Raw genomic sequence first — 22,647 nt, 5'->3', positions numbered from 1 at the left:
ACGGGCCGGGCGAAAATGCCCGGCCCGTGAAAGGGTTTAGCGAGGTGAAATGCGTGTCACTCCGACTGCCGCCGCGCGGGCCAGTTCTTCGTCCAGCGACATCGGGATGTATTCGCCGCGCCGCCACAGCTGGGCCATGTCGTCGTAGTATCGCGACAGCGGGTGGCCGGACTGGCCGGTGGCGGTGATGAAGACGGAGCTGTCCGGATCGGCAAAATCATAGACCCCGCGGTAGCCGGCGGCGTGGATGTTCTGGAACGGGTCGGGGTCCTTGCCGGAGCTTTTGCCGCGCTGCAGGGTGTTGTCGCCGCCGCTGGTCGATTGGCGGATGTTCACGAAGTAGCGCAGCAGCGGCACATCGCCCAGCACGGCATGGTCCTGCACCGCCTGATGCGCATCGCCCCAGCGCAGCGATTCCAGCGCGTCGCCATAGCGTTCCTCAATCCAGATCAGCGCATCATCCAGCGCCAGGCGTGCCATGTCGGTGCAGGTTTCCTCCGGGGCGCTCTGGCGCACGTCGCACCAGGCCGAGGCACCGTCGACGTTGCGGAAGACGCGTTCGATGAACAGCGGCTCCACGTGGCGGTAGGATTTGGCGACCGGGCCCAGCTCATCGGTGATCAGACGCGCCTGCAGAGCGCGCAGCCAGGCGGCATAGATCAGCGGTTCCGGCAGGTGCTCGTTCATCTCTCCGTTCCACTCTGACAGCAGGGTCAGCGCGATCTCGCGCTGGCGTTCACGGGTGCCGGCAGGGGCCGCCTCGCCGGTGAACCACAGGTTTGCGCCGATCAGCGGCAGCAGGGTGCGCGCGGTGTAGGAGACCGTGTCGAGCTGCGCCTCGATGAAGCTGTCGCGGGTGTGCACCTCGCGGTTCTGCATCAGCTTTTCCCAGCGGTGGATGCGCTGGGTATCGCCCCAATCAAAGGAGACATGCCGGGGGAAAGGGCGGTCGAGGATCTTGTTGTTGGTGTTGCCCAGGATGCCGCCAGCGGGGCTGACGAACTCCGGGTTTTCCGCGTAAGGCGCCTGGCCCTGCCAGCGGTTTTCCGGGCGCCAGCCCTGGCTGGGCATCCGGCCCTTGCTTTGATGGTCTGCTTGGCGCAGCGGGAAAGCGCCGACGGTTTTCAACGCGATGGTGTCCTCGTCTGCCAGCGTCAGGTTCTGCGCCGGGGCAACGAAATCCTCGCCTGCAATGATCGCCTCCTGCACCGAGGCGCTGCGCATCAGGCCGATTGTGGCGCTCATTGAGGTGTCCTTGGGGCTGAGCACGGTCCAGGCCAGCGAGACCACATGGCCGGGCGGGGTGATTTCCGCCAGATTGAACATGGAGCCGGGCAGCACCGGACCGTTGTCGGTCCAGCGCAGGGTAAGAGTGACGGGGGCCTCGTCCTTGATCTTGATGATCGAGGGGCGGGTGACGAATTTCTTGTAGCCGTCAACGCTCAGGTATTCTTGCGGATTTTCCGGGTTCAGCCGTTCGATGAACAGGTCCTGGTCGTCCATGTAGGAGGAGGTGACCCCCCAGCCCAAGGAATTTGACCGGCCGGTGATAACCGCCGGAATACCGGGGATGGTGCCGCCGATTACCCCGCCGGTCGCCAGTTCCAGCCGGGCCAGATACCAGACGCCCGGGGCGCTGAGCCCGAGGTGCGGGTCGTTGGCTAGGAGCGTGCCGCCTGCCGCCGAGCGGCTGGGGGCTGCGGCCCAAGCGTTGGAGGCGCCAGCGAGGCCGCGCGGGGCGACCGGAAACAAGAGGCTGTCTTCCTCAATCGGGGCGGCGGATGCAAACTGCCGGGCACCTGGCACCAGTTCCGCGTATTCGGGCAGGGCGGTCACGCCTTTGCCCGGCGCGTCCGGCAGAATGTCCCGGATGCGCTCCGCATCCTTCAGCGCCAGCGAGGTGCGAGCGCGCAGGATTTCTTCCTTCATATGGCCCGAAAGCTGCAGCGCCATCAGCTTCATGATCGCGATGCTGTCGGCGGGCTGCCAGGGGGGAAGCGGCATCTCAAACAGGAACATCTCCGGCGCGCCGCGGCCCAATGCGTCCTCGTTGATTTCCAGCAGCCGGGCGTTCACCCCGTCGGCATAGGCCTTGAGCGCTGCCATCGCTTCAGGCGATTGGACCTCTACCGACTGACGTGCCAGGTTGTAGAGGTCGAGGCGGCGCAGGAAGGTGTCGGTCTCCACCGTGCGGGTTCCGAAAATCTCCGACAGGCGGCCCTGCGCTGTGCGGCGCATCACTGCCATCTGCCACAGACGGTCCTGGGCATGGGCGTAGCCGAGGCCGAAATACACATCCTCATCGCTGGCGCCGAAGCTGCCGAAAATATGCGGCACATTGGCGTTGTCGCGCACGATCTCCACAGGCGAAGAGATACCGGGCAGGGCCAGTTCCTTGTTGTATTCGGGCAGCGACTGCGAGGCGAGGTAATAGACCAGCGCGGCGGCCAGGATGCTCAGCAGAATCAGGCCCGCAGCAAGGCGCAGAAGCCAGCGGAAAAGAAGTCCCATCAGCGGTTGTTTTCCCTCGGTTTTTGTCATTTCCAGCCGCATGGCAGATTGCGCCCCGCGGCGGCGGTGGTAGGGTTGGCGCCAACATATGCGAAGACAGATCAGGGGAAAAGCAGATGGCAAAAATCGCGTTTCTGGGGCTTGGCGTCATGGGCTATCCGATGGCCGGGCACCTGCAGGCCGCAGGCCATGAGGTCACCGTCTACAACCGCACCGAAACCAAGGCCAAGGCCTGGGCCAAGGAGCATGGCGGCCATTTTGCGGCGACCCCGCGTGCGGCGGCATCGGGCGCGGAGTTCGTGATGGCCTGCGTCGGCAATGACGACGATCTGCGCTCGGTCTGCATGGGCGCTGACGGGGCGTTTGCCGGCATGGCCAAGGGCACGGTCTTTACCGATCACACCACGGTTTCGGCCAAAGTCACGCGCGAGCTTTACGGTGCTGCGGCGGAGCAGGGGATCGCTTTTGTCGATGCCCCGATCTCCGGGGGGCAGGCGGGGGCGGAGAATGGCGTTCTGTCCGTCATGTGCGGCGGTGATGAAGACGCCTATGCCCGCGCTGAGCCGGTGATAGACGCCTACGCCCGCATCTGCCGCCGCATCGGCGGCAGCGGCGCCGGCCAGATGACCAAGATGTGCAACCAGATCGCCATCGCGGGCCTCGTGCAGGGCCTGAGCGAGGCGCTGCATTTTGCAGAAAAGGCCGGCCTCGACGGGCGCGCGGTGGTGGAGGTGATCAGCCAGGGCGCAGCAGGCAGCTGGCAGATGGCGAACCGCTACGAGACCATGCTGGACGATCATTTCGAGCATGGCTTTGCGGTGGACTGGATGCGCAAGGACCTGGGCATCTGCCTGGACGCAGCGGATGAGACCGGCGCCAGCCTGCCGGTGACGGCGCTGGTCGATCAGTTCTACAAGGACGTGCAGAAGATGGGCGGCGGGCGCTGGGACACCTCGTCGCTGTTCAAAAGGCTGCGCAAGCTGGACGGCTGAGGCAAATGAAAATGGCCTTTCCAATTGGAAAGGCCATGTCTCCGGCGGGGACATTTCCAGCCAGATGAGGAGGCGGATCCTGCCGCCTCCATCCCGTTCTCTTAGGGAATGATACGGGTGTATTTGGTGCCTTCCAGGGTGGCGCCGACACGCAGGCCTGCCTGAGCAAAGACCACGGCCAGAACAGGTGAGGTCAGGGTGTTGGTATCGGCTCTCAGCGACTCGCCTTCGTTCATGATGACAAACTCGGCATCCGCGCCAGCCGCCCAGCCCTGCGAGCGGCGGAAGTCTGCCAGCGCGTCCTGGGTCATGAAGAACAGCACATGGGCGTACTGCTGGGCCCCGATCTGGAAGCCGGCGTTGCCCTTGTAGGTGGCGTAGTAATCGACGGTCACATCATTGATCCGCAAGGCGCCGCGGCCGTAGGCGCCGCCAAAGACAAATCCGGCCTCAGTCACCAGCGGCATCACCAGCATGCCGGCTGCCTTGTCCGCCAGGGTGCGGGTGTTCGGGTACTGGTTGTACATATGGTTCAGCGTGGCATCGACACGGGCGTCGATGGTTGCGGCGTTGGTGTTGCCGACGCCGTTGCCGCAGGCGGCAGTCACGCCTGCACCGGCCAAAGCGGTCAGGGCAAAACCGCGGCGGGTCATGCGGGTAGAGGAATTATCGCTCATTTTTCAGGTGCCTGTAATGAATTGCTCCAAGGCCGGTTCGATCCGGCTCTGGCCAGGGTTATACGCGGAAAACCGCTGCCTGTCATCCGCTGCAAAGGCAGATATTGGCGGCTTCCCGCTGAAGTGATCCAGCGTGGCCCGGGGCGGCGGTATCAGCCGTTCAGCAGGCGCGCTGCGGCGGGGGCGAAATAAGTGAGGATGCCGTTGCAGCCCGCGCGTTTGAAGGCCATCAGGCTTTCCATCATCACCTTTTCGCCGTCGACCCAGCCATTCTGCGCCGCGGCCTGGATCATCGCGTATTCGCCGGAGACCTGATAGGCGTAGGTCGGTACGCCGAAGGCGGATTTCACCCGGTGACAGATGTCCAGATAGGCGATGCCGGGCTTCACCATGACCATATCGGCGCCTTCCATCAGGTCGCGTTCGATCAGCCGCAGGGCTTCGTCGCTGTTGGCCGGGTCCATCTGATAAGTTTTCTTGTCGCCTTTCAGCGCGCCGGAAGCCCCGACTGCGTCGCGGAACGGCCCGTAATAGGCTGAGGCGTATTTGGCCGAGTATGACAGGATCGCCACATTGTGGTGGCCTGCCTGTTCCAAGGCCGTCCGCATGGCACCAACGCGGCCGTCCATCATGTCGGAGGGGCCGATGATGTCAGCGCCGGCGTCTGCCTGGGCCAGGGTCATCTTGACCAGCGCCTCGACAGTGGCGTCATTGACGATCTCGCCATCCACCACATAGCCGTCGTGGCCGTTGATATTGTAGGGATCCAGCGCCACGTCGGTCATCACGGCGATATCAGGCGCTGCATCCTTGATGGCGCGGATGGCACGGTTGGTCAGGTTGTCCGGGTTCCAGGCCTCGGCACAGTCCTGGGTCTTGAGCGAGGCATCGGTGTAGGGAAACAGGCAGATCGCCGGAATACCCAGCGCCTGGGCTTCAACTGCGGCCTCGGTAATCTTGTCCACCGAGCGGCGCATCACGCCGGGCATCGAGGCAATGGGCTCTTCCACGCCTTCGCCGTCGCGGACAAACACCGGCCAGATGAAATCGGATGGTGTCAGAGTGTTTTCCTGCACCAGATTGCGGATTGCCTGGCTGGCACGGGTGCGGCGCAGGCGGGCGGCGGGAAAGGGCGCGACGGTGGGCTTCATGGCGGTCTCTCGTTTTGGCTCGCCCATGGGTGGCATGGAAGCTGCCCCGGGAACAAGAGGCACATTCGCCGCGCCCGGAAACTTGTGCGCTCTGCGGGCTTGCCTGCGGGCGTTTCCCGGTTGATATAGGGCCAGTTACATAAAACAGGCCCAAAGGGCCGGCAGCGGCAAGATGGGGGCTGGAGTGGATCTGTTTCAAATCCTCTATGAGATGATTGACCTTCGGTCGTTTTCCAATCTCTGGTACTGGATTGCACTGGCAGTGATGTGGTCCTCTGCCAGCCACAGGGTTCTGGGTGTTCCGTTTGATATGGTTCAGCGGGCACGCCGCCGCGGGGGACAGGCGGAACAGGACCTGGAGGACATGGTCCGCGTCAACGTGAACCGGCTCCTCTATATTGCCGAAGTATCCGGCCCCTGGCTGGTGGCGCTGGCCTGCTTCCTGCTGTCTGCCCTGGCGACGCTGGGCTTTGTCTTCCTGATGGAATTCGCCCAGGCTGTATTCCTGCTCGCCTTCCCGATGTCCTTTGTCGGTGTCATCAGCTATTTCACGGCACGCCGGATTGCACGGGACGGGGCTTTGGGCGAGGACCTGTGCAAGCGGCTGGCCATGTGCCGGCTCTGCATCCAGTTTGTGGGGTCAATCTCAATTCTTGTGACCGCCTTCTGGGGGATGTACCAGAACCTCTCGATCGGCGCCTTGGGCTGAGGGGCAGGGTTTCAGCGAACCCGGAAAGGAAACCGCATGGCACAGCGCGCAATCACCATGGGCGGCGCCCCTGAAGGGTATGATGCCCGGCTGATCCTCAAGGAAGTGCAGAAATCCGGCGCGCCGGTGCTGCATGTGGCGCGCGATGACAAGCGGATGGAGGCGATGCGGGCGGCATTGGCCTTCTTTGCGCCGGACATGCCGGTGTTCGTGTTTCCGGGCTGGGACTGTCTGCCGTATGACCGGGTGTCGCCGAATGCGGACATCTCCGCGGCGCGGATGGCCACGCTGGCGGCGCTGGTGCATCAGATGCCCAGCCAGTTTGTGCTGCTGACCACGCTCAATGCCGCCAGCCAGCGGGTGCCTGCGCGGGAGGTGCTGCGCGAGGCGGCTTTTACCGCATGCGTCGATCAGCGCGTGGATGAAGAGGCGCTGCGCAACTTCCTGGTCCGTATGGGCTTTTCCCAAAGCTCGACGGTGATGGAGCCGGGCGACTATGCCATTCGCGGCGGCATCATCGACATCTTCCCGCCCGGCGAAAGCGGCCCGGTGCGGCTGGACCTGTTCGGCGATGTGCTGGACGGCGCCCGCCGGTTTGATCCGGCCACCCAGCGCACCACCGAGAAACTGGAAGTGGTTGAGCTGGCACCGGTATCCGAGGTGATCCTAGATGAGGCGGCGATCACCCGGTTCCGCCAGAATTACCGGATTGAGTTCGGCGCGGCGGGCACCGATGACCCGCTCTATGAAGCGGTCAGTGCGGGCCGCAAGCACCAGGGGATCGAGCATTGGCTGCCGTTCTTCCATGAAAAACTGGAGACACTGTTCGATTACCTGCCGCAGGCGACCGTCACGCTGGACGACCAGCTGACGCCCGCACGGCTGGCACGCTGGGACAGCATCGAGGACCAGTACGGCACCCGCAAGCACGCGCTGGAGCAAAAAGGGCGGATCGATACCGTCTATAAACCGACGCCGCCGGGCTTGCTGTATCTGGACGATGCGGCTTGGGAGGCGGCGGTTGCGGATATGCGCGTCGTGCAGTTCCATCCGCTGCCGCAGGCCTCCGGCCCCGGCGTGGCGGATGCTGGCGGGCGCATCGGGCGCAATTTTGCACCGGAGCGACAGCAGGAAAACATCAGCCTTTTCGGAGCCTTGGCGGCGCACATAAAGGTGCGGATGCAAGAGGGTCCGGTCCTTATTGCCTCCTACTCTGAAGGCGCGCGGGAACGTCTGACCGGGCTGATCGAGGATGAAGGCCTGGCCGAAGCCATCCCGGTGATGGACGGCACCCGCATCGGTAAATCCGGCCTGCACCTGGCGGTCTGGGCGCTGGAGCACGGGTTTGAAGCCCCGGATATGACGGTGATCGCTGAGCAGGACGTGCTGGGTGACCGGCTGATCCGGGCGCCGAAGAAACGCCGCAAGGCAGAGAACTTCCTGACCGAAACCCAGTCGCTCAGCCCCGGCGACCTGGTGGTGCATGTGGACCACGGCATCGGCCGCTACAAGGGGCTGGAAGTGGTTACCGCGGCGGGTGCGGCGCATGAATGCATCCTGCTGGAATACGCCGAACAGTCCAAGCTGTACCTGCCGGTCGAGAACATCGAGCTTCTGTCGAAATACGGCCATGAGGAGGGGCTCTTGGACCGGCTTGGCGGCGGTGCCTGGCAGGCCAAGAAGGCCAAGCTCAAGGAACGCATCCGCGAGATGGCGGACAAGCTGATCCGCATCGCGGCGGAGCGCGCCCTGCGCAAGGCACCGGTGATGGACCCGCCGCCGCACGCCTGGGAGGAGTTCTCCGCCCGTTTCCCCTATCAGGAGACCGACGATCAGCTGCGCGCAATCGAGGACGTGATGGAGGATCTGCATTCCGGCCAGCCGATGGACCGGCTGATCTGCGGCGACGTCGGCTTTGGCAAAACAGAGGTGGCGATGCGCGCGGCCTTTGTCGCGGCGATGTCCGGCCTGCAGGTGGCGGTGGTTGCGCCAACCACGCTGCTGGCCCGCCAGCATGCCGCGTCCTTTGCTGAGCGTTTCCGCGGGTTTCCCCTGCAAGTCAGGCAGTTGTCGCGCTTTGTTAGCACGAAGGAAGCCAGCCAGACCCGCGAAGGACTGGCCAAGGGCACTGTCGACATCGTGGTCGGCACCCATGCTGTACTGGCCAAGAACATCAAGTTCCAGAACCTTGGCCTCTTGATCATCGACGAGGAACAGCACTTCGGCGTTGCACATAAGGAGCGGCTGAAACAGTTGCGCAGTGACATTCATGTGCTGACCCTGACGGCCACGCCGATCCCGCGCACCTTGCAGCTCAGCCTGACCGGGGTACGCGACCTCTCGATCATCGGAACGCCCCCTGTGGACCGGCTGGCGATCCGCACCTATGTAAGCGAATTCGACAGCGTCACCATCCGCGAGGCTCTGTTGCGCGAGCACTACCGCGGCGGCCAGAGTTTTTATGTGGTGCCGCGCATCACTGATCTGCCGGATGTCGAGGAGTTCCTGAAGGCGCAGTTGCCGGAGCTCTCTTACGTGGTGGCACACGGGCAGATGGCGGCGGGGGAACTCGACGACCGGATGAATGCCTTCTATGACGGCAAATACGATGTGCTGCTGGCAACGACAATTGTGGAAAGCGGCTTGGACATTCCGACCGCCAACACGATGGTGGTGCACCGCGCCGACATGTTCGGCCTTTCGCAGCTCTACCAGATCCGGGGCCGGGTGGGCCGCTCCAAGACCCGCGCCTATGCCTACCTTACCACCAAACCGCGCCAGCGGCTGACCCCGGCGGCAGAGAAGCGGCTGCGGGTTCTGGGCTCACTCGACACCCTCGGCGCAGGCTTTACGCTTGCCTCGCAAGACCTTGACATCCGGGGCGCCGGCAACCTTCTGGGCGAGGAGCAATCGGGCCAGATGCGCGATGTCGGCTATGAGCTGTACCAGTCGATGCTGGAAGAGGCGATTGCCAAGATCAAGGCGGGCGAGATGGAAGGCCTGTCGGACGCCGACGAGCAATGGGCGCCGCAGATCAACCTGGGCGTTCCGGTGCTGATCCCCGAGGATTACGTGCCGGATCTGGATGTGCGCCTGGGCCTCTACCGCCGCCTGTCGTCGCTGTCGACCAAGGTGGAGCTGGAGGGCTTTGCCGCGGAGCTGATCGACCGCTTCGGCAAGCTGCCCAAGGAAGTGAACACGCTGATGCTGGTGGTGCGCATCAAGGCGATGTGCAAACGCGCAGGTATCGCCAAGATGGACGGCGGCCCGAAAGGTGCGACGATCCAATTCCACAACGACAAATTCGCCTCGCCGCAGGGGCTGGTGGAATTCATCCAGGGTCAGAACGGTCTGGCCAAGGTGAAGGACAACAAGATCGTCGTGCGCCGCGACTGGAAAAAGGATGCCGACAAGATCAAGGGCGCCTTTGCCATCGCCCGCGACCTGGCAGAGAAGGTCGTGGCCGAGAAGAAGAAGGCCAAGGCCTAGGCCGGCAATCCGGCCTTGGCCAGCCCGTCCCGGACCGGACTCATGTCGCAGTCTTGGGTCAGCGGCAGCCGCGCCAGATGCTCATCAAGAGAGTAGGCAGGGTTGATCTGCAGCAGTTCCTGCCAAATTGAGCGCGCTTCCTCGTGCTTCCCAAGATGTCCCAGTGCCGCCGCCAGCATGCAGCGGCTGACGTCGCTTTGCGAAGCCAGCATGATCCGTTCGCGGAACATCAGCTCCGCAGTCTCGAAATGTCCTAGCAGCAGGTGGGCCATGCCTAGAAAATGCAGGTATTGCTGGGAAAACGCAGGGTCCAGCCGCATTGCCCGTTCAATAAAAGGCAGGCTTTCCTCTGGCTGGCCCGAGAACAGTTTCACGTCGCCGCGGGTGAAAATCGCAGAGGCGTAATTCGGGTTGATCTCCAACGCCCTGCCGGTTGCTTCCATCACCCCTGCCACATCCTTGCGGATGCGTGCCAGCAGGGCTGCCGACTGGTGGCAATCTGCTGCTTCCGGCGAGAGAGCCAGGGCGCGCCGGGAGTAATCTTCGGCCAAGCGCAGATCCTCGCTGGTCTCACTGGACCAGCGGTTGAAATAGGACAGCATTCGGGCAAAGGCCTTGGTCGCAAAGGCGCGCCCGGACAGCGGGTCGAGCGCAAGTGCCTGGTCGCAGTAGTTTTCGGCATGCTGGCATTTTTCCGCGGTCAGATTCGGCGACAGGACCAGGCTGCGTGCCCGCAAGACCAGATCGTGCGCTTCTGCGCTGCGGGGAGCGGTGGCGGTGATCTGTGCAGTTTCCGCAGGGGTTAGCTTAACCTTGAGCGCTTCGACGATGCGCAGCGTCACCTCATCCTGAACGTCAAAAATGTCGGTGAGTTCACGGTCGTAGCGGTCCGCCCAGAGGTGCCCGCCGGTTTCGGTCTCGATCAGCTGGGCATTGATCCGCACCCGGTTTCCGGCGCGCCGCACGCTGCCCTCCAGAACAGCGCCGACCCCCAAATCCCGTCCGACGCTGCGCACGTCCACGGCCTTGCCCTTGTAAGCAAAGCTGGAATTGCGGGCGATGACGGTCAGGCCTGAGACCTTGGAGAGGTCGGTGATGATGTCTTCGCTGATCCCGTCGGAGAAAAACTCCTGCTCCGTATCTCCGGACATGTTGTCGAAGGGCAGGACCGCCACCGACTTGGCCGGAGCCGGCAATGATTGGATTGGTGGGCTGACACGCACCGCATCAGGATGCCAGTGCCATATATGCAGCGGCTGCTTTATGTTCTTGACCTGAACCTGCCCGCCATCGGCAAAGGGGATTTCAATCCGGCTGCCGAGGCTTTCCTTGACGATGGAAGACACGCAAATACCGCCCGGTTCCGCCAGGGGCTCCAGCCGGGCGGCGATGTTGACGCCATCGCCGTAGATATCGTCTTCCTGGAGAATAATATCACCCAGGTTGATGCCGATGCGAAGGACGATGGCTGGATCTGCTGCAGGTGCCTGATTGCAGCTCTGCTGTATTTCCACGGCGCAATTGACAGCATCAACCACACTTGGGAACTCTGCCAGTGCGCCGTCTCCCATCAGTTTCACCAGCCGTCCGCCGTGCTGTGCCAGTGCTGGCGCCAAGAGGGTCTCACGATGAACTTTCAAGGCTTCAAGTGTCGCGGTTTCATCTTCGGCCATGAGCCGGGAATAGCCAACGACATCAACCGCCATGATTGCGGCCAGCCTCCGGAATGTCTGATAGGCATCCATAACATTCACGGTACTGAATGGTGCCAGCCCGCGCCAGCAGTAGTTTACCGCGTCACTTCAGAGTCAGCCGCAGCAGGGGCTTGATGGCATTGCCGCCTGAGCGCAGAAGCAGGACGCGCCGACGGTGCGGTCCGCACGCGCCAGCGCCAGGTCCAGTTGCTGTTTAATATGCCTGATTTCAACAGTTTCGCCGCGTGCCTTCAGGCAGTCGTGCAGCCCTTTCAGGCTCCAGATATTGCCGGGATGGATTGAGGCGCGCGACAGGGTGCCGTCCAGCCCGAGGTCAGCGCGGTAGACGGCCTCGGCTTCTTCAGCGTGCCCCTGTTCGAACAGCAGCGCCCCCAGCGCGTGGCGGGTTGGCTGCATCCAGCCCCAAGGCTCATCATAAGGCAGATTGTCGTCCAGCTCTGCCGAGCGGCGCAGATGGGTAAAGGCCGCGTCATAATTTTCTTTGCGGTATTCGATCTCTCCGCGCAGCATTTCCGTCGCAATTTCAAGCAGGTCAACGACCTTGTTGTTGTGCAGCCGCCGGGAAATCGGCACCCGCGCCTTGGCGGCCAGGAACTCTTGCTCCTCTGCCTCGGCCTCTGCCACGCGACCGGTTGCGGCAAAGGCAATGGCGCGGGCGTAATGGGTATTGGCGGTCAGCGTGCAGTAAAGCTGCTGATCCTCGGGCAGCTCCAGCGCCATCGCCTCATCCCAGCACCCGAAGCGGACCAGAATATGCGGGTGCATTGCCAGGTAGCTTTCAAAGAAGTCCGCAATGGGCGGGCTTTCGACCAGCAGCATTTCCGGCGGGGTGGTGTCCAGAATGCCCTGATTGGCCGCCAGCGCCGGTTCAAACTGGCCCAGGAACATCGCCCCGTAGATGACGAAATGGTAGTTATGCTGGCGGTAGCCCGTGTAAATGTTGAAGGCGCCTTCGCGCGCATAGAATTTCAGGTCCGCCTCGATCGCCTTCTGGTTCCAGTGAACAACACTGCGGTAGTCGCCGCAAAGCATGTCGATATGGGTCGGCATATGCACCAGGTGGCCCGCATCCGGCACCAATGTGCGCAGGGCATCCGCAGCCTTCAGCGCCTTTTCGGGCACCGGCGACATCTCCATCAGGTGCACATAAAGATGAAGCAGGCCGGGATGTTGCATGGCGCCCTTGTCACTCTCCATCGCTTCTTCAAGCACTTCTTGTGCTTCCAGCGTGGCTGCCCCCTCGGCGGGTTCACCGGTTTTCAGGTCCCACATTTTCCAGGGCGTCAGGTTCAGCAGGCTCTCGGCATAAACTGTGCGCAGGTCCAGATGATCCGGGCAGGCGGCAAAGGCCGCGCGCATCGCCTCGGCAAAATCATAGTCCCAGGCATGCATGTCCTCACCAGGTTCGCGCTGCGGATACCGGGTCTGGATGGCGCGGATCAGGAGTTGTTCAGCTTCCGTGCAGCCTTCGGCGCAGTCTAGGGCGGATTGCGCCGCGTCATAGGCCTCCGCCAGCGCTTCGGCGCGGCTCTTGGCGTCGCGCAGGTCCCAAGGCAGGTTGTAATTCGGACCCGCCGCATAGGCGACGCCCCAATGGGCCATGGCGCAGTCCGGGTCGTGTTCCAGCGCGCGGCGGAAGCAGGCGATGGCTTCCTCGTGATTGTAGCCATAGGTCCAGACCAGTCCCCGGTCGAACCAGAGCTGGGCCTCAGACGAAGCCGTGGTCACCGGGCAGGAGTAGCTGCCAAGATCGTAGTCGTAGCCCATGAAGAACCTCCCCCTTTGCAGGGGAAGGTTAGGCAGGGGGCGTTATCCGGACAAGGCCGTTATTCGGCGGGCAGCCGTGCCTCGGCTTTGGCCATTTGCAGCATCAGCAGGAAGGCGATGCAGGCCATGATCAGCAGGCCTGCTGCCAGCGGCACCAGCGAGCCGTCAAACAGCAGCCCGACAGGTGCAGCGATAGCTGCTGCCAGAACGGTCGAGATCGCGCCGATGACCGAAGCGGCCATGCCGGCGATATGTCCCATCGGCTCCATCGCCATGGCGTTGAGGTTGCCGACGGTTGTGCCGACCATGAAGAACACGCTGGCCTGCCAGGCCACAAACAGGCCGAACATCCACGGGTCCGGCAGGCTCCAGCCGCTGACCAGCAGCATGCCACCAGTGATCACAATCTGGGCGGCCAGAGATACGGTGACGATACGGCGCATACCGATGCGGACCACGATGGCGGCGTTCAGCAGGCTGGCGGTGCCGGAGATCACCGCAACCAGCCCGAACCAGAAGGGAAAGCTTTCGGCGCGGCCAAAGATGATGTCATAGACCGGCTGCACCATGGTCAGCATGGTGAACAGCATGCCCAGGCACAGCGTCTGCACCATGATCGACAGGCGGACTGTGGGGTGGGTCAGCATCTCCTTGACCGCGGCCATCAGCAGTGGCGCGCGAAAGGCTCGGCGGTCGTTTACGGCCAGCGTCTCCGGCAGGCGGAGGCTGGTCCACAGCACAATGATCGCTGCAAACAAGGCAAACAGCAGGAAGATCGCGCGCCAGCCGGACAGCGCGATGATGCCTGCGCCCATCAAGGGGGCAATGGCCGGTACAATCATGAAGATCATCATGGCAATCGACATCAGCCGCGCCATTTCACGGCCTGAATAAAGGTCGCGCACAACGGCCACCCCCACAATCCGCGGGCCTGCAGCACCAATCCCCATCAGCACGCGCGAGATCAGCAATACCTCCAGCGACGGTGACAGCCAGGCGGTCAGCGCGGCGAGGACATAAAGGGCGCAGCCCGCGGCCACGACCGGCTTGCGGCCGAATGCATCCGACAGCGGGCCGGTGAAGAAAGTTCCAAGCCCCATGCCAAGAACAAAGGAGGTCAGCACCAGCTGCGCCCGGTTGATGTTGTCCGGGCTGAGCGTCTGGCCGATTTCCGGCAGGGCAGGCAGCATGGCGTCGATCGACAGCGCGATGGTGGCGAACATCATCGCAATCAGAGCGATGAACTCAGCCTTGGCCATGCCATGGGCGGGAGATTGTGACATTTGAAACCTCGGGCGGCACTGCAGGCGGTCCCCCGGGGATCGGGGCCGGTCTGGGAGCCGTCCGCATCCGCTATCACAATTGCGTCAGCCGGGCCAGCGCCCGGCTGCACAGGAATCTGTGCATAGTTGCGATGCTAAGCAGTTCGCGGCGGCTTACTCGGTCCCGGCGGCTTTTATCTGCTGCAGGATGTCTTCGATCGCCTGCTTCCACAGTTCCGGCGGCTGGGCGCCCGGCACCGCGTGCTGATTTGCAACGATGAAGGTCGGCACTGAACTCACGCCCATCTTGCGGGAATGGGCGTCGCGTTCGCGGATGGCTTGCACATCGCTGTCGCCTTCCAGCAGGCGGGCGGCAACATCCGCCTCCATGCCTGCCTCTTGCGCGACGTCCGCCAGGACGGCGTGGTCGCCAATGTCCCGGGCGTCCACGAAGTAGGCTTTGAACAGCGCATCCACAACCTGCGTCTGCTTGCCCTCGACCCCGGCCCAATGGATCAGGCGGTGTGCGTCCAGCGTGTTCGGGGTGCGCTTCATCGCTTCGAAATTGATTGTCAGCCCGGCCTTCTCGGCGTGCTCCACCACTGGCGCATAGGCCTTCACCGCGCCCTCTTTGCCGCCGAACTTGCGCTCCAGGTATTCGCGCCGGTCCATGCCCTCGCGCGGCATGTCAGGGTTCAGCTGGAACGGGTGCCATTCAATGACAAACGGATGGTCCGGCACCTCCGCCAGCGCCTTGTCCAGATGGGTCTTGCCGATATAGCACCAGGGGCAGATCGGGTCGGACAGGATGTCGAGCTTGACGGCGGGCATTTGGGTCATCCTTTGAACAGGGCGGGCAGGGCGCGGCGCAGCAGTTTTCCATTGGCGCCGGTGGGCAGCGCGTCCAAGTGGACGTATGCGCGGGGCTGCTTGTAGCGGGCCAGGCGCTGGGATGCAAAGGCCTGCAGGTCTTCGGTCTTCAACTCTTCGGGACCTGTATAGAAGGCGGCGATGATATAAGTGTCTTCCTTCACCTCCACCGCGGCAGCCCCGGTCTGGGTGATACCGGGATGGGCGGCCAAGGCGGTCTCAACCTCAATCGGCGACACCCGGTAGCCGCCGGCATTCATCATGTCATCGCTACGGCCCAGATAGCGGATCTGGCCGTCCGCAGACATCACTCCCTGATCGCCTGTCAGGAACCAGTCGCCCTGATAGCGGGCAGCAGTTTCCTCCGGCGCACCCAGATAGCCCAGCATCAGGCCGGGGTCGGAGCGGTGGATGGCGATGGTGCCTTCCTCATCGACGGGAACCGGACCTTCCGTGCCGACAATCGCAACCCTGCGGCCCGGCTGCGGCTGCCCCAAAGCGCCATCCTGCGCCGGGTGCGCGGGCGAGGAGGAGATAAAGGTCGAGCATTCCGACATTCCGAAAGCCTCAAAAAGGCTGCAGCCGGATGCGGCTTCCCAGGCTTCGTGAAGATGGCGTGAGAGCTTTTCACCTGCGCAAAGCCCGTGCCGCAAGTCCGGCAAGTTCAAAGCACCGCCGCGCAGGAATTTCCGGTAGACGCCAGGGGCCGCGGCAAAAATCGTAGCGCGGTGTTTCTTCAGCAGGGCAGGCAGGTCCTCCAGCGGCGTGCCGGGGGCCGGGATCAGCGCGGTGGCGCCTGCCGCCCAAGGGTCCATCAGCCCGGTACCCAGGGTGTAGGTCCAGTTGAAAGCGCCGGCATGCAGCAGCCGGTCATCCTCGCGCAGTCCGTACCAGCCGTCCACCATCATCTGCCGTGCCCAGACAGCCCTGTGGGCGTGTGCTACGGCACGCGGATTTCCGCTGGTGCCGGACGTGTAAACCACATAGGCAAGCTGCTCCGGGTTGCCAAAGGCGTACTCACAAGGAGGCAGTTCATGCATCGCCAGCAGTTCCGCCGTGCTGATCTGGCGCGGGTGACTCGCACAGGCAACAGCCGGATCCCGCAGCACGGCCGCGGGCTGAAGATCCGAAAGCATCCGCGCGGTTTCGGCTTCGGTCAGCTGCGAGGAGGTCGGCACCGGAACCAGACCGGCAGCGATGGCGCCGAGATAGGCGATCGGAAACTCCACTGTGTTCCCCAGCCGCATCAGCACGGCGTCGCCGGGTTTCAAGCCTGCCTGCAGGAGCCCGGCGCCGGTACCGCGCACGGCGGCCTCAAGCTGGGCATAGCTCCAATCATCGCAGCCTTCGCCGTCAAGCACCGACAGCGCGGTCTTGTCTGCCAGCCGCGCGGCATGGCGCAGCACATGGGCTGCAAGATTGAAGGGCGAAGGGCAGGGCGCAAACGGCCCCTGATCAAAAACCGACAGCATGGCAAATGGCTAGCCTGCACTGTCCTGCGTTGCAAGGCGCGCAGGTGCGGCTTATAGAGTCCTCATGAAAAGCCGCGATCCGAAATCCCTGATCACAATCGCCCGCGCCAACGGCGGTGACGATCAAGCCGAACCCCTGGACCTGGGCGCCCGCGTGCGCGAGTTGCGGAAAGCGCGCGATTGGACGCTGGAACATGCGGCCAATCAGGCCGGGCTGGCGCGCTCGACCCTGTCGAAAATCGAAAACGGCCAGATGTCACCGACTTATGAGGCGTTGAAGAAGCTGGCCGAGGGCTTGGAGATCTCGATCCCGCAGCTGTTCACGCCGCCGCAGCGGGATCAGGTGAACGGCCGGATGACGGTGACCAAATCCGGCGACGGTTCAGCGCACGCCACCGCGACCTATGAGCACGAACTGCTGGCCGACGGGCTGACGCGCAAGCAGATGCTGCCGTACCGTGCACGGGTGCGGGCACGGTCAATGGAAGAATTTGACGGGTGGGTGCGCCATGACGGCGAGGAATTCCTTTATGTGCTGACCGGCGTGGTCAAGCTTTATACGGAATTCTATGAGCCGGTGGAGATGCGCCGCGGCGACAGCGCCTATTATGACGCGGCGATGGGCCACAACGTGATTTCCGTCAGCCCCGAGGACGCAACGATCCTCTGGGTGACGTCGCTGGCCTGATTTTCCGGGCTAGTGCTTGCGCCCGTCCAACTCTCTCAGAAGGCTTTCGATATACAGGAAATCGTCCACTTCTTCCTTGGCTTCATTCAAGGTGAGGTGGTGGGTGCGGGCCAGATAAGCCACGAATTTGTCCCGGTCATCCAATAGGGATGGCGCGTTGCTGGCTTTCAGGTGAGGAAAGCGCTGTTTGATGCGGGGCATCCTGTCAATCCAGCTGGCAGCTGCTGCTTGTACAGGCATTGGGGGGCACTCCCTGACAAACGGATTATGGTTTTCGGACCCCTATCGTAACACTTTTTGTGAGATTTTGTAACGTCCGCCCCAAGGTGCCGGCTTGGGGCGGTATCAGTAAGCGGATTTCTGCTGGTTGTCAGCGCGGTGCAAACAGCCTTGGCAGCATCAGGTGGCCAATGCCAACTGCGGCGAGCTGCATCAGGATGAACATCGGGATGTGACCCGGATAGATGCCCGCAAAGGTGTCGCTGAAGCCGCGCGCTATGGTGACAGCGGGGTTGGCAAAGCTGGTCGAGGAGGTGAACCAATAGGCGCCTGTGATATAGAGGCCGACCAGTGCAGGCACCGCTTCGGGGCGTGAGCGCAAGCCGCCGAAGATCACGAACAAGAGGCCGAATGTGGCCAGGATCTCGGAGAACCACTGCGCGGTGCCGGTGCGGTGCATGGTGGCCGAGCTTTGCAGGATTGCAAGGTCGAACATCACATGGCAGGCCCATACGCCGAGGATGCCGCCGCCGATCTGCACTAGGACATAAGGGGCGACAGCGCTCCAGGAATGCTCGCCGCGCAGGGCAAATGCCAGCGTCACCGCCGGGTTGAAATGGGCGCCGGAAATGGGTCCCAGCGTGGTGATGATGGCATATAGCATGCAGCCCGTGGCAATCGCATTGGCCAGAAGCGCCAGGGCCACGTTGCCGTCCGCCAGGGTCTCGGCCATGATTCCGGAACCGACTACGCCGACCAGCAGCATGGCGGTGCCCAGCCCTTCGGCCAGCAGTTTCTGTCCGGTCATGCGATCTCTCCGATCCGCTTTAGCTGCTGGGAGAGCTCGGTGGAGGACATGGTTTCAATCGGCAGCTCAAGCAGCGCCTTGGCGCGCTTTTCCAGCGTGATATAGGCGGTGCGGAAGGCCTTGTCCCACTCCGGCTGATCTGCCGCCGCCGGGTCCTCGACCCCCCAATGGGCACGCACCGGCGCGCCGGGCCAGACCGGGCAGGTCTCGCCTGCGGCAGAGGCACAGACGGTGATGACCATATCCATCTCCGGCGCTTCTGCGCCTGCAAATTCGTCCCAGCGCTTGGAACGGGCGCCGGCGGTGTCATGGCCCAATTCCCCCAGCAGCACCAGCGACTGGGGATGCACCTTGCCGGTGGGGTTGGAACCCGCCGAATAGGCGCGGATGCGGCCTGCGCCCAGCGTGTTGAAGATCGACTCCAGCAGGATGGAGCGCGCGGAATTGCCGGTGCAAAGGACCAGAATGTTCATGTGTTGTGTCCGTGATTTTTTCAGTCGGGGGAGTTCAGGCGGCCGATATCGTCAACCTGATGCTGAAGCGACATGCGGTCGAGTGTTTCAAAGGGCAGCGCCGCAAAGGCTCTGATCCTGTTTCTGAGCAGCCCATAGGCCTGCTGGAAGGCGAGGCGGCGTTCGGCATCGGTGCCCTCGGTCTTGACCGGATCGGCCAGGCCCCAATGGGCGCTCATCGGCTGGCCGGGCCAGGCCGGGCATTCCTCGTTTGCCGCGTGGTCGCAGACGGTGAAGATGAAATCCATCTGCGGCGCATCCGGCGCAGAAAATTCATCCAGGTCCTTCGATCGCAGACTGCTGGTGTCAATCTCCTTGGCCTTCAGAAGAGCTGTCACCTCAGGGCGTGGCCCTGGCGAGGGGCGGGTTCCGGCAGAAAAGGCGCGGAACCTGCCGCCGCCTTCGTTGTTCAGAATGGCCTCGGCCAGCAGGGAGCGGGCAGAGTTGCCAGTACAGATAAACAGGACATTAAACGGGCGTTCGATTGTCGGCATGGTTTCCACTTCACTGGTGACAGGGGTACAGATATCGGGCCGGTTCCGGCAGCAGCCGGTCAAAAGGCCGTCGAACATGCCGCGCAGGCCCGGCAGGTCGGCGGAATACATCAGCGAGGTGCCGGTGCGCTGCTGGGTGATGAGGCCGGCCTGCTTTAGGGCAGACAGGTAAGCTGAGGCAGTGTTTGCCTTGAACTCCAGCGCCTGCGCGATTTCACCCGCCGGCACGCCGTCCGGGTATCGGCGCATCAGCAGCCGGAACAGCGCCAGCCGCTTCGGGTGCGCCAGAGCGGCGAGTTTATCAGAAAGCTCTATTTCCATATTTCGCGAAATACGGAAATAAGTAGCCGCTGTCAACAGGTCTCAATGCCGGCTGCAGCGCTGCGTCAGCAGGTCAGTCCGCCTGATACCACCAGACGTCCGGCATGAACTCTGTCCGGTCGCCATAAATCGGCAGCCTGTCCGGGAACCGCATTTCCTTGATGTGTGCGATACGGCCGGTGTCAAAGCTCCAGAACGGGATGACATAGCGCCCGGCGGTCAGAACCCGGTCCAGCGCCCGCACCGCAGCGGTGAAATCCTCAGGCTCGGTTGCGGTCAGCATGGCGTCGATCAAGGCCTCCGCCGCCGGGCTGTCCATGCCCATCAGGTTGCGGCTGCCGGGCTGATCCACACCGTCGCTGCCCCAGTAATAGCGCTGCTCGTTGCCGGGGCTCAGCGACAGTTCCCGGCGGAACCGGGTGAGGTCGAAGTCATAGGCGTTTTCCCGTTCGGCGTACTGTGCATTGTCTACTGTTTCGGCCGTCAGCGTGATTCCCAGCCGCTCCAGTGCGCGGGCATAGATTTCTGTGACCGTCTTCATTTCGCCATCGCCCTGGCGGATCAGCACACTGAGCTCCAGCGCGGTGCCCGCCGCATTGCGCAGCACGCCATCAGTGACGGTCCAGCCGGCCTCATCCAGCAGTTTCATTGCCTTGCGCAGGTTGCTGCGGTTGCGCTTGCTGCCGTCACCCTGGGGCAGGGTATAGCCCTCCAGCGTGCCGGGCAGCAGCTCTTCCGCAAAAGGCTCCAGCAACGCGCGTACCTTGCCCTCTGCCGGGCCGGGCCGCATGCCCAGTTCGGAGCCGGAGAAATAGGAGGTGATGCGCTGCTGGGTGCCGCCGGTCACGGTGCCGTTGATGTACTCGAAGTTGAAGGCCAGCAGCAGCGCCTCGCGCACGCGCCAGTCATCCAGCGGCGCGCGGCGGGTGTTCATTACCAGCCCGGTCATGCCGGAGGGCCGCTGATGCGGGATCTCGCTTTTGACCACATCGCCGCGGGTGATTGCCGGGAAGCTGTAAACACTGTCCCATTTATCGGCGTTGAACTCGCGCAATGCGCTCAACTCGCCCGCCTTGAAGGCCTCGAACAGAACAGTCTCGTCACCAAAGAAGTCGATGCGAAGCTCGTCAAAGTTCCCCGTGCCGCGGCGCAGGGGCAGATCCTTGGCCCAATAGTCCGGGTTGCGGGTGAGGATGACAAAGCGGCCGGGCTCATAGGCACTGACGACATAGGCGCCAGTGCCAACAGGCGCGCCCTTAACTTCATCCGTGCCGAACTCCAGTCCCTCCCACTGCGCCTTCTGCAGGATCGGGCGCAGGCCGGCGATCAGTGCAAGCTCGCGGTCCTCTACGTTGAATGTCAGCCGCAGGCTGCGAGGCCCGGTCTGTTCGATGGCTTCCACCTTGGTCCAGAAACCGCGGTAGCGCGGATGGCCCTTGGTGCCCAAGGTCTCGTAGGACCAGATCACATCATCGACAGTGACCGGGCTGCCGTCAGAGAATCGGGCTTCCTCGCGCAGGGTGAATTCGACCCAGGAGCGGTCCTCAGGCACCTCAATCGATTCGGCCAGAAGACCGTAAAGGGTGAACGGCTCGTCCCACGACCGGCCCATCAGACTCTCGTATCCCCAGAACCTCAGCTGCCATGGAGTGGTCCCCTTAAGGGTGAACGGATTGAGGCTGTCAAAACCTCCGGTATTGCCGAACACAACCTTGCCGCCCTTCAGTGCATCCGGGTTCGCATAGGGTAAAGACACAAAATCCGGTGGCAGCGCGGGGTCGCCGTACATAGCTATGCCATGGGCCGATTCTGCCTGCGCATAATTCGCGGTAATTGCCAGGGTGATTCCAGCCAGTGCCGCGCGAAGAGTCCGGAAATTTTCTTTTCGCTGATTCACAACAATCCCGCTCTGCCCTTATTTTCTTGCCTCCGCACGCTACGTGCGCTTTTTCGTCTTTTCAAACTTTTAGCTTGGACGAAAGCCGGAAATTGCTTATAAAGGGATCACTGCTCGATAGGTTTCTTGCCTGTATGAAACCTGCCTCAATAACTAACGCCCGCCTTGTGCGGGCGTTTTTTTCTGCCCGTTTTCTCTTTTAGCAAGCGGTGAAATTGGCAGGAATGACCTCCGCGGCATCCGTAGTCTTACGCGTTTCTTTTGCATCTGCAGCATGGCACAGTGGCGGCAGTTTCAATCAGCCATGAGGTAGGGAGCGATGACCTTGCAAGGAAAGACTGCCGTAATCACCGGATCGAATTCAGGCATCGGCCTGGGGGTGGCCCGCGAGTTGGCACGGGCAGGGGCCAATGTTGTGCTGAACTCCTTTACCGACCGGGAAGAGGATCACGCGCTGGCAGCAGAACTCGCCCGTGAGTTCAGCGTCAAGGCCCAATACGTCCAGGCCGATATGTCCAAGGGCGCCGACTGCCGCGCGCTGATCGAGAAGGCCGGGGCCTGCGATATCCTGGTGAACAACGCGGGCATCCAGCATGTGTCGCCGATCGACGAGTTTCCGCAGGAAAAATGGGATGCGATCATCGCCATCAACATGAACTCCAACTTCCACACCATGGCGGCAGCACTGCCCAGGATGCGTGCCGCAGGCTGGGGCCGGATCGTAAACATTGCGTCAGCGCACGGGTTGACCGCGTCGCCCTACAAAGCCGCCTATGTGGCTGCCAAGCACGGGGTGGTGGGCATGACCAAAACGGTGGCACTGGAAACCGCCGAGGAGCCGATCACCTGCAATGCAATCTGCCCCGGTTATGTGCTGACGCCGCTGGTGGAGGCGCAGATCCCCGACACCATGGAGAAATACGGCATGGGCCGGGAAGAGGTGATCAAGAAGGTGATGCTGGAACGCCAGCCAAGCCGAGAGTTCGCCACGGTGGAGCAGTTGGGAGGCACCGCAGTGTTCCTGTGTTCGGACGCAGCGGCGCAGATCACCGGTACTACCCTCAGCGTCGATGGCGGCTGGACCGCGCTGTAA

At 62.8% G+C, this 22,647-nt stretch carries 18 protein-coding genes; 5 read left to right on the top strand and 13 right to left on the bottom strand.

All coding sequences use genetic code 11. The features are described 5' to 3' along the window. Window positions 1–36 precede the first annotated feature (36 nt). Window positions 37–2,511, bottom strand: coding sequence for a penicillin acylase family protein (locus tag A9D60_RS09325; protein ID WP_065267372.1), 2,475 nt, complete (start codon window positions 2,509–2,511; stop codon window positions 37–39). A gap of 86 nt (window positions 2,512–2,597) precedes the next feature. On the opposite strand from A9D60_RS09325, the gene A9D60_RS09320 reads away from it, so the two are divergent. Further along, a complete protein-coding gene (locus A9D60_RS09320) occupies window positions 2,598–3,503 on the top strand; it encodes an NAD(P)-dependent oxidoreductase (protein ID WP_302621842.1) in 906 nt (301 codons plus the stop codon). 101 nt (window positions 3,504–3,604) lie between these two features. Here A9D60_RS09320 and A9D60_RS09315 read toward each other — a convergent pair whose 3' ends face one another. Both A9D60_RS09315 and hemB read right to left on the bottom strand, forming a co-directional pair. Beyond that, a complete protein-coding gene (locus A9D60_RS09315) occupies window positions 3,605–4,180 on the bottom strand; it encodes a YSC84-related protein (protein WP_065267310.1) in 576 nt (191 codons plus the stop codon). A 152-nt stretch (window positions 4,181–4,332) separates the two neighbouring features. Continuing rightward, entirely contained in the window at window positions 4,333–5,331 is a 999-nt protein-coding gene (hemB, locus tag A9D60_RS09310; protein ID WP_065267309.1) for a porphobilinogen synthase, read from the bottom strand. Between the two features lie 184 nt (window positions 5,332–5,515). Here hemB and A9D60_RS09305 point away from each other — a divergent pair, with 184 nt between their 5' ends. Further along, entirely contained in the window at window positions 5,516–6,040 is a 525-nt protein-coding gene (locus tag A9D60_RS09305; protein ID WP_065267308.1) for a component of SufBCD complex, read from the top strand. Window positions 6,041–6,076: 36 nt separating this feature from the next. Continuing rightward, window positions 6,077–9,529, top strand: coding sequence for a transcription-repair coupling factor (mfd, locus tag A9D60_RS09300; RefSeq protein WP_065267307.1), 3,453 nt, complete (start codon window positions 6,077–6,079; stop codon window positions 9,527–9,529). Here the strand turns inward: mfd and A9D60_RS09295 are convergent. From A9D60_RS09295 to A9D60_RS09275, 5 genes are all read right to left on the bottom strand, one after another. Beyond that, a complete protein-coding gene (locus A9D60_RS09295) occupies window positions 9,526–11,274 on the bottom strand; it encodes an adenylate/guanylate cyclase domain-containing protein (RefSeq protein ID WP_065267306.1) in 1,749 nt (582 codons plus the stop codon). The genes mfd and A9D60_RS09295 overlap by 4 nt on opposite strands. A gap of 63 nt (window positions 11,275–11,337) precedes the next feature. Further along, window positions 11,338–13,011 (bottom strand): tetratricopeptide repeat protein, encoded by a 1,674-nt coding sequence (locus tag A9D60_RS09290; protein WP_065267305.1) that lies wholly within the window; start codon window positions 13,009–13,011, stop codon window positions 11,338–11,340. 59 nt (window positions 13,012–13,070) lie between these two features. Continuing rightward, the gene (locus tag A9D60_RS09285; protein ID WP_065267304.1) at window positions 13,071–14,294 is read right to left on the bottom strand and encodes a multidrug effflux MFS transporter; all 1,224 of its coding nucleotides are present in this window, start codon (window positions 14,292–14,294) and stop codon (window positions 13,071–13,073) included. Window positions 14,295–14,447: 153 nt separating this feature from the next. Next, the gene (locus A9D60_RS09280; RefSeq protein WP_065267303.1) at window positions 14,448–15,113 is read right to left on the bottom strand and encodes a DsbA family oxidoreductase; all 666 of its coding nucleotides are present in this window, start codon (window positions 15,111–15,113) and stop codon (window positions 14,448–14,450) included. Then, entirely contained in the window at window positions 15,110–16,615 is a 1,506-nt protein-coding gene (locus tag A9D60_RS09275) for a class I adenylate-forming enzyme family protein (protein ID WP_065267302.1), read from the bottom strand. Before A9D60_RS09275 ends, A9D60_RS09280 begins: the two co-directional genes overlap by 4 nt. A 64-nt stretch (window positions 16,616–16,679) precedes the next feature. Between A9D60_RS09275 and A9D60_RS09270 the strand changes: the two genes are divergently transcribed. Further along, window positions 16,680–17,303 carry a helix-turn-helix domain-containing protein gene (locus A9D60_RS09270; RefSeq protein WP_039145837.1) on the top strand — a complete coding sequence of 208 codons (624 nt, stop codon included), beginning with the start codon at window positions 16,680–16,682 and terminating at the stop codon, window positions 17,301–17,303. A 9-nt stretch (window positions 17,304–17,312) separates the two neighbouring features. On the opposite strand, the gene A9D60_RS09265 is transcribed toward A9D60_RS09270, so the two are convergent. The 5 genes from A9D60_RS09265 to A9D60_RS09245 all read right to left on the bottom strand — a co-directional run bounded on the left by A9D60_RS09265 (window position 17,313) and on the right by A9D60_RS09245 (window position 21,446). Beyond that, on the bottom strand, window positions 17,313–17,543 hold the full coding sequence (locus tag A9D60_RS09265; protein WP_039183293.1) for a hypothetical protein: 231 nt from the start codon (window positions 17,541–17,543) through the stop codon (window positions 17,313–17,315). A 130-nt stretch (window positions 17,544–17,673) separates the two neighbouring features. Beyond that, window positions 17,674–18,330 carry an aquaporin gene (locus tag A9D60_RS09260; RefSeq protein ID WP_065267301.1) on the bottom strand — a complete coding sequence of 219 codons (657 nt, stop codon included), beginning with the start codon at window positions 18,328–18,330 and terminating at the stop codon, window positions 17,674–17,676. After that, window positions 18,327–18,803: an arsenate reductase ArsC gene (locus tag A9D60_RS09255; protein WP_065267300.1), complete on the bottom strand. Its 477-nt coding sequence runs from the start codon at window positions 18,801–18,803 to the stop codon at window positions 18,327–18,329. The genes A9D60_RS09260 and A9D60_RS09255 overlap by 4 nt, the downstream gene beginning before the upstream one ends. Before the next feature lie 20 nt (window positions 18,804–18,823). Further along, window positions 18,824–19,657 carry an arsenate reductase/protein-tyrosine-phosphatase family protein gene (locus tag A9D60_RS09250; RefSeq protein WP_065267299.1) on the bottom strand — a complete coding sequence of 278 codons (834 nt, stop codon included), beginning with the start codon at window positions 19,655–19,657 and terminating at the stop codon, window positions 18,824–18,826. A gap of 73 nt (window positions 19,658–19,730) precedes the next feature. Continuing rightward, window positions 19,731–21,446: an extracellular solute-binding protein gene (locus A9D60_RS09245; protein WP_254656656.1), complete on the bottom strand. Its 1,716-nt coding sequence runs from the start codon at window positions 21,444–21,446 to the stop codon at window positions 19,731–19,733. A 427-nt stretch (window positions 21,447–21,873) separates the two neighbouring features. Here A9D60_RS09245 and A9D60_RS09240 point away from each other — a divergent pair, with 427 nt between their 5' ends. Then, a complete protein-coding gene (locus A9D60_RS09240; RefSeq protein ID WP_065267297.1) occupies window positions 21,874–22,647 on the top strand; it encodes a 3-hydroxybutyrate dehydrogenase in 774 nt (257 codons plus the stop codon).

Origin of the sequence: Leisingera sp. JC1 (assembly GCF_001679925.1) — a bacterium.
Taxonomy (GTDB): domain Bacteria; phylum Pseudomonadota; class Alphaproteobacteria; order Rhodobacterales; family Rhodobacteraceae; genus Leisingera.
The sequence above is the reverse complement of the archived record's forward strand: the minus strand, read 5'-3'. Positions and strand labels throughout refer to the sequence as shown.